The sequence below is a fragment of the Micromonospora sp. MH99 genome, from assembly GCF_021442385.1.
Taxonomy (GTDB): Bacteria; Actinomycetota; Actinomycetes; order Mycobacteriales; family Micromonosporaceae; genus Micromonospora.
The window spans coordinates 1-6,838 of sequence record NZ_MUZA01000129.1 but is presented as its reverse complement, the minus strand read 5'-3'; the positions used below and the strand labels follow the sequence as shown (position 1 = coordinate 6,838).

The following is a 6,838-nucleotide window of genomic DNA, read 5'->3' as shown; positions in this document are numbered from 1 at the left end:
CGGGTGCGGCCACCGCCCACGGAGGGCGGGCGGCCGGCGGGATGCTGGCCAGTGTCGCGTCGCGGGCGTCAGCGGCGGCAGCGGCCAACTCAGCGGCGCTGGCGTACCGTTCCGCCGGCCGCTTGGCCATCGCCCGCGCGATCACCGCCGCCACCGCGGGCGGCGTGTCCGGCGGCAGCGGGGCCGGCTCGTCCTGGGCGTGCCGCAACGCCACCGCGAGCGGGTTGTCACCGTCGAACGGTGGCCGCCCGGCCAGGCAGAAGTACGCCACCGCCCCGAGGGCGTAGACGTCCGTGGCGGCGGCGACCGGCTGGCCGGTGGCCTGCTCGGGAGACATGTACGCGGCGGTGCCGAGCACCATGTTCGCGGCGGTCAACCCGGCCATGCTGCGGGACCGGGCGATGCCGAAGTCGACGAGCACCACCCGACCGTCGGCCTTGACCAGCAGGTTGCCAGGCTTCACGTCCCGGTGCACGATGCCGGCGAGGTGGGCGGTGTGCAGGGCGTCGGCCGCCTGCGCCAGCACCGACATGGTGGTGGCCGCGTCCAGTCGCCCCGCCGTGCGTACCCGGGCCGACAACGGTTCGCCCTCGACGTACTCCATCACCAGGTAGTCGACCCGGCTGCCGTCGGCGAGCGCGGCCTGCCCGACGTCGTGCACCGCGACCACGCCGGGATGCCGCAACGCCGCGAGCATCCGCGCCTCGGCGCGGAAGCGGGCGGTGAACTCGGCGTCGGCGACCAGCGACGGCAGCAGCACCTTCACCGCCACCTCGCGCTCCAGCAGCACGTCGGTGCCGCGCCAGACCGCGCCCATCCCGCCCGTCGCCACCCGCTCGCCCAGCCGGTAGCGGTCGCCGAGCAGCACTCCCCGAGTCAGCACCGAGCCACCGTACCGGCCGGCGTCGATCGGATTGATCCACCCCGTGGGCTGCCGCGGGGGCGAGCGAGCGGCCGTTGCGCGCCGGGCCGACTACGCTGGCGGGGGTTCGTCCCACGGGGACTTCAGCGGCGAGGGGAGACGCGGCATGGCGTGGAGCTGGCGGTACGAGGGCACGGACGGTCAGACGGTGGAGGGCCCGGCGGAATCGTTCGGCAGCCAGGCCGACGCCGAATCCTGGATCGGTCAGACCTGGCGTGAGCTCGCGGCGTCCGGCGTCACCTCGGTCGCGCTCGTCGAGGACGACCGGGTGGAGTACCGGATGAGCCTGCTGCCCACGGCCGAGTGATGGCCTACGACCGGCCGGGGGCCGACGGGCTGGTGCTCGGCGTGCCCAAGGCGGCGTTCCGGCCCAGCCCGGTGTTCCTCGGCCTGGTCGCGCTCTTCGCGGTCAGCGGGGTGCTGGCCTGGAACGGGTACGGCAGCGTCCGCTTCGCCGTGTTCCTGTTCGTGGTGTCCGGCTGGCTGGTGTCGCTCTGCCTGCACGAGTACGCCCACGCGGTGGTGGCCTACCGCGCCGGTGACCGGGACATCGCCCACCGCGGTTACCTGACGCTCAACCCGTTCAAGTACACCCACCCCCTGCTGTCGATCGTGCTGCCGGTGGTGGTGGTGCTGCTCGGCGGCATCGGCCTGCCCGGCGGCGCGGTGTGGGTGGACCGGCACGCCATCCCGGGGCGGTTGCGGCACACCCTGGTCAGCCTCGCCGGCCCGGCGACCAACGTGCTGTTCACGTTGCTGCTCGTGCTGGCGGTGCGACTCGGCACGTCCTCGGGTGGCCCGGTGGAGTTCTGGGCCGGGGTGGCGCTGCTGGCGTTCCTGCAGCTCACCGCGAGTGTGCTCAACCTGCTGCCGGTGCCCGGCCTGGACGGCGGCAACATGATCCAGCCGTGGCTCAATCCGCAGTGGCGCAGGATGTACGACCTGTTCGCCCCGTACGGCTTCATTCTGCTGTTCGCGCTGCTGTGGAACCCGCGCATCGGCGGCTGGTTCTTCGACGCGGTCTTCGCCGTCGGCGACCTGCTCGGTCTGCCCTCCTGGCTCTACGCCACCGGCCTGGACCTGATCCGGTTCTGGCAGGGCTGAGCCGAGCCGAGCTGTCCGGCCCGGTCGGCGCACCCGCGCCGGCCGGACCGGACCCGCGTCAGGGCCGCTCGGCGGGGGACTCGGTCTTCGCCGGGTCCCGCTCGGTGACCGGCTCGACGATCTCGTCGATGGCCTTGAGCAGCCCGGCGTCGAGCTTCACCCCGGCCGCCTTCACGTTGTCGTGCACCTGCTCCGGGCGGGACGCGCCGATGATCGCCGACGACACGTTCGGGTTCTGCAGGACCCACGCCACGGCCAGCTGGGCCATGCTCAGCCCGGCCTGCTCGGCGAGCGGCTTGAGCTGCTGCACCCGGGTCAGGACGTCGTCGTTCATGAACCGCGAGATGAAGTTCGCGCCCGACTTCTCGTCGGTGGCCCGGGAACCGGCCGGCGGCGGCTGCCCCGGCAGGTACTTGCCGGAGAGCACGCCCTGGGCCATCGGCGACCAGACGATCTGGCCGATACCCAGCTCCTCGCTGGCCGGCACGACCTCGGTCTCGATGACCCGCCACAGCATCGAATACTGCGGCTGGTTGGAGACCAGCGGGATGCGCAGCTCCCGGGCGAGCGAGTGGGCCGCCCGCAGCTGCTCGGCGGTCCACTCGGAAACGCCGATGTAGTGCGCCTTACCGGAGTGCACGACGTCGGCGAACGCCTCCATCGTCTCCTCCAGCGGCGTGCTGTAGTCGTACCGGTGGGCCTGGTAGAGGTCCACGTAGTCGGTGCGCAGCCGGCGCAGGGAGCCGTTGATCGACTCCATGATGTGCTTGCGGGACAGGCCACGGTCGTTGCGACCCGGCCCGGTGGGCCAGTAGACCTTGGTGAAGATCTCCAGGCCCTCGCGACGCTCGTTCTGCAGCGCCCGGCCGAGCACGTCCTCGGCCCGGGTGCCGGCGTACACGTCGGCGGTGTCGAAGGTGGTGATCCCCGCGTCGAGGGCGGCCCGGACGCAGGCGTTCGCCGCGTCCTCCTCGACCTGTGAACCGTGGGTGATCCAGTTGCCGTACGAGATCTCGCTGACCATCAGGCCGGAACGGCCCAGGTGTCGGAATTCCATACTCCGACCCTAGCCCCGGTGGATCACGATCGCCGTGCGGCGATTCACAGCACCGGGTTCGCGTCGGTCAACAGCCGGTCGATCTCCTCCAGCACGGCCGCGCGATCGGGGTGCACCAGGTCGATCAGTGGCCCACCCCGCCGGTCCAGCGCGCCCCACCGGCCGCTGCCGCTGACCACCAGGAACGCCACCGGGTGGATGACCACCATCGGGTACGACGGCTGCACCAGCACCGCGCCGGTCCGGTCCACCACACCGCGCCGACCGGCCACGTCCACGACCACGAGACCCTCGTCGGTGAAGCCGTCGACCGGACCCGCGTCGGTCAGCTCGGTGACGAAGCCGTGGTAGCGGGTCGGCACCACGATCCGGCCGGTCCGGTCGACCGCGCCCCACCCCTCGCGCTTCACCGCGGCCAGCCCTCGGCGGAACGGCCGTACGTCGGCGAAGTTCGGCGGAACCTGCACCGCGCCGGTCGGGTCGATCGCCGTCCACCCGCCGTCGGTGACCACCCAGGCCAGGCCGTCGCTGAACGGGCGCACCGCCCGGTACGAGGGCGGGATCACCGTCGTACCCAGAAGGTTGATCAGGGACCACCGGTCGGTGTCCGGTCGCCGGACCCAGGCCAGCCCGTCGTGGAAGGGCTGCGCCTCGGCGTACCGGGCGGGGATGACAACGTCGCCGGCGTGGTCGGTGTAACCCCACAGCGGTCCGTCGCGGTCCGGCTGCGGGGGCCGGTCCCGGTCGAGCACCTCTTCGCGACTCCGGGGGTACGGCCCGAAGCCGTCGGCCGAAGCCCGCGCGGTGACCGCGTCCAGGGCCACCCGGATCCGGTCCAGCAGCTCGGCGTCGCCGGCCCCGCGCAGGTCCAGCGCCCGCTCGAAGTGGTGGCAGGCCTCCATCAGCCGACCCTGGTCATAGGAGCACCGCCCGGCGTGTTCGTGCAGGGCGGCTCGCAGCCGGTCGGGTAGCTCGATCGAGTTGGCCTCGGCGAAGAGCTGGTCGGCCTCGGCGTAGTCGCCCCGCCAGCGCAGGACGTGCGCCAGCCGGGCCTGGGCCAGCGCGGTCCGGCGCAGCTCGCCGGTGGCCTCCGCGTAGGTGAGGGCGAGCCGGCCGTCGGCCAACGCGTCGTCGAGGTCGCCGAGGATCCGCGAGGCGACCGCGCGCAGGCTGAGCAGCCGTGCACGGGCCTTGTTGTCCACGGCCGAGCCCAGCTTCTCGGTCAACCGCCGTCGGATGGCCCGCATGGCGTCCGGCTCGGTCAGCTCCTCGCGCAGGGTCACCGGGTCCAGCCGCCAGCGGTACGCGGCCAGAACCTGCTCCGGATCGCCCTGATCGGCCAGCGACCGGCGGGGCGTCTCCGGCGCCGTGGCGGGCGGCGCCGACACCTGCGCGTCCTGGTCGGACGACCCGTTGCGCGGCCCGGGAATGCCAGCGAGCGGTACGGCGGCAGCGGGAGACACGGGCGCGGCAGGAGGGGCGGAGACGGGTGGCGCGGAGACAGGCGTCGCTGGTGGCGCGGAGACGGGTGCCTGCGCGGCCGGTGCTGCCGAGGCGGGCGGTGCGGAGACGGGTGCCTGCGCAGCAGGTGGCGCGGAGACGGGTGCGGTCGGCGGTGCGGAGGCGGGCGGTGCGGGAACGGGTGCCTGCGCGGCAGGTGGCGCGGAGACGGGTGCGGTCGGCGGTGCGGTGGTCGGCGGTGCGGGGGCGGGCGCTGCCGCGATGGGCGGTTCGGCCGCCGGCTCGGGCGGTGTGCGCGTCGCATCGGTCGTCGAACCCGACCCGGCCGGGTCGGTAACCGTGTCCGGGCTGGCGGTCGATGGGTACGCGCTGCTCGACGCGGGCGATACCGGCCGGTCCGACGGTTCGGCGTCGACCAGGCCGTCCCGCGACGCATCGGTGGACGCGTCGGCGGTCGGCGTGCTTGTCGGGCCGGCGGCGTCGTGGCCGTCGTCGGTGGCGAGGTCGTTGTGGTGTCCCGGCGTCTCGGCGTACGACTCACCGCTGTGCGGACGGTGGCTATGGCTATCGCCCGATGTCGGCTCGACGGTTGCCGTCGTGTCGTCCGCATCGTCGACCAGCTCGTCCGACCAGGTGTGTGGAGCACCGGAGACCGGGTGTGCCGGCGGTCCGGAGACCGGCTCCCGTTCGTCGGTCGGGGTCGGCTCGGTGGTGGGCTCCACGTGGGTGGCGAGGTCGTCGACCCAGGAGCGACGCTCACCCTCGGCCACCTCCACTGACGTGGCGGAGGCCGGCGGCGCCGAGACGGGCCAGGCGGAGTCCGGCGGTGTGGAGACGGGCGGTGCCGAGACGGGCCGGGTCGAGTCGGCCGGCGCAGGAGCGGGCGGTGCCGAGACGGGCCGGGTCGAGTCGGCCGGCGCAGGAGCGGGCGGTGCCGAGACGGGCCAGGCGGAGTCGGGCGTCGGGGAGACGGGCGGTGCCGAGACCGGCCAGGCCGAGTCGGACGTCGCGGCGCCCGGCGGTGCCGAGACCGGCCGGGTCGAATCCGGCGACGCGGGTGTCGGCGGCGCCGAGACGGGCCAGGCCGAGTCGGGCGGTGCCGAGACCGGCCGTGCCACGTCCTGTGGTGCCGAGACGGGCTGTGCCGAGTCGGATGGGGCGGGGCGTGCGGCGATCGGATCGGCCGGCGGTGCGGACACCGGCCGGATCGGTGGTGGGGAGAGCGGTTCGGCGATCGGTGTCGCAGCGGCTTCGACGGTCGAGTCGGGTCGTCGGTCGGTTGCGGGGTCGCCGACCAGTGGTTGGGCGGACGCCGCCGACGGGTCGTGCTCGTCCTCGGCGTGTGGCGGCGAGCCGGCCGATCCGTCGCCGGGCTTCCAGTCCCCGCTCGTCTCGGCGACGGTGGCTGTCTCGGGTTCCGCGGCCGGTCGCTGGTCCGCTGGTGTCCCGTCCCGGTCGGGCTCGACCGGCTGGGTACCGGGGCTGAACCAGGCTTCCGGTCCCCGGGTCAACGCCTCCGCTGGCTCCGCAGGAGTCGGCACGGGTGCTTCCGAAGGTGCCGGGGGCACGTAGCGACGCGGTACGCCAGGGGCGATCGGGAGCGCCGGCTCGGCGTCCGGCGCGGGTGCCGAGGACGTCGGCGTCGTGGGGCTGGCGGGTTGCTCCGGCCGCTGCCAGGCCGGTGGGGGCGCGACCGGCGGGCGGTCATCCGCAGGCGGCGAGGGACGCTGCCCGGGGCTGGGAGGCGTCTGCTGGCCCTGCCGGACCGGCGGTGTCGGGTGCGCGCGGTTGTCCGGGCCGGGATAGCGCGGTGGAGCGGTGGCGCGCGGATCGGCAGTCGACGCCGGTTCGGTGGGTGTGCGGTGCTCGGGCCGCTGCGGCGGCTCCGGCCGCTCGTCCGCCGCCGGCGGATCCACCGGGGCGGGCAGGAACTCCAGCCGCAGTCGGGCGGCCGGTGGACCGGAGACGGGGACGTCCCCCGGGGAGACCGGTGTGGCCGACACCGGCCGGTCGCGCTCGGCGCGCGTGGACGACGTGGACGGTTGCCACCCGTTGTCCGCCGCAGCGGGAGAGACGGGGGCCGCAGAAACCGGCCGGTCCCGGCCGGGCGCGGCGGGCGCTGCCGGCGCTGCCGGCGACACCGGACGAACCGGAGTCGCCCGGCCGGTGCCGGGCGCGGCCGGGGAGACGGGTGTGGGTGGCATCGGGGTGGCCCGGCCGGTGCCCGGTGCGGCCGGGGAGACGGGTGTGGGTGGCATCGGCGTGGCCCGGCCGGTGCCCGGTGCGGCCGGGGA

5 protein-coding genes and 1 pseudogene are annotated in these 6,838 nt (G+C 74.6%); 3 read left to right on the top strand and 3 right to left on the bottom strand.

Annotated elements, in window-relative coordinates; genetic code table 11:
- A partial coding sequence (locus B0E54_RS31790; protein ID WP_234591540.1) for a serine/threonine-protein kinase occupies window positions 1-883 on the bottom strand: 883 nt, incomplete at its 3' end.
- Between the two features lie 145 nt (window positions 884-1,028).
- Here B0E54_RS31790 and B0E54_RS31785 point away from each other — a divergent pair.
- Together B0E54_RS31785 and B0E54_RS31780 are read left to right on the top strand one after the other, a co-directional pair.
- A complete protein-coding gene (locus B0E54_RS31785; protein WP_030337978.1) occupies window positions 1,029-1,229 on the top strand; it encodes a hypothetical protein in 201 nt (66 codons plus the stop codon).
- Entirely contained in the window at window positions 1,229-2,026 is a 798-nt protein-coding gene (locus B0E54_RS31780) for a site-2 protease family protein (RefSeq protein WP_234591539.1), read from the top strand. The genes B0E54_RS31785 and B0E54_RS31780 overlap by 1 nt, the downstream gene beginning before the upstream one ends.
- Window positions 2,027-2,084: 58 nt before the next feature.
- On the opposite strand, the gene B0E54_RS31775 is transcribed toward B0E54_RS31780, so the two are convergent.
- Both B0E54_RS31775 and B0E54_RS32870 read right to left on the bottom strand, forming a co-directional pair.
- Window positions 2,085-3,083 carry an aldo/keto reductase family protein gene (locus B0E54_RS31775; RefSeq protein WP_234591538.1) on the bottom strand — a complete coding sequence of 333 codons (999 nt, stop codon included), beginning with the start codon at window positions 3,081-3,083 and terminating at the stop codon, window positions 2,085-2,087.
- A gap of 44 nt (window positions 3,084-3,127) precedes the next feature.
- A complete protein-coding gene (locus B0E54_RS32870) occupies window positions 3,128-5,314 on the bottom strand; it encodes a WG repeat-containing protein (protein WP_234591537.1) in 2,187 nt (728 codons plus the stop codon).
- Between the two features lie 1,222 nt (window positions 5,315-6,536).
- Between B0E54_RS32870 and B0E54_RS31765 the strand changes: the two are divergent.
- Window positions 6,537-6,838: pseudogene (locus B0E54_RS31765) on the top strand (hypothetical protein); the annotation flags it as partial.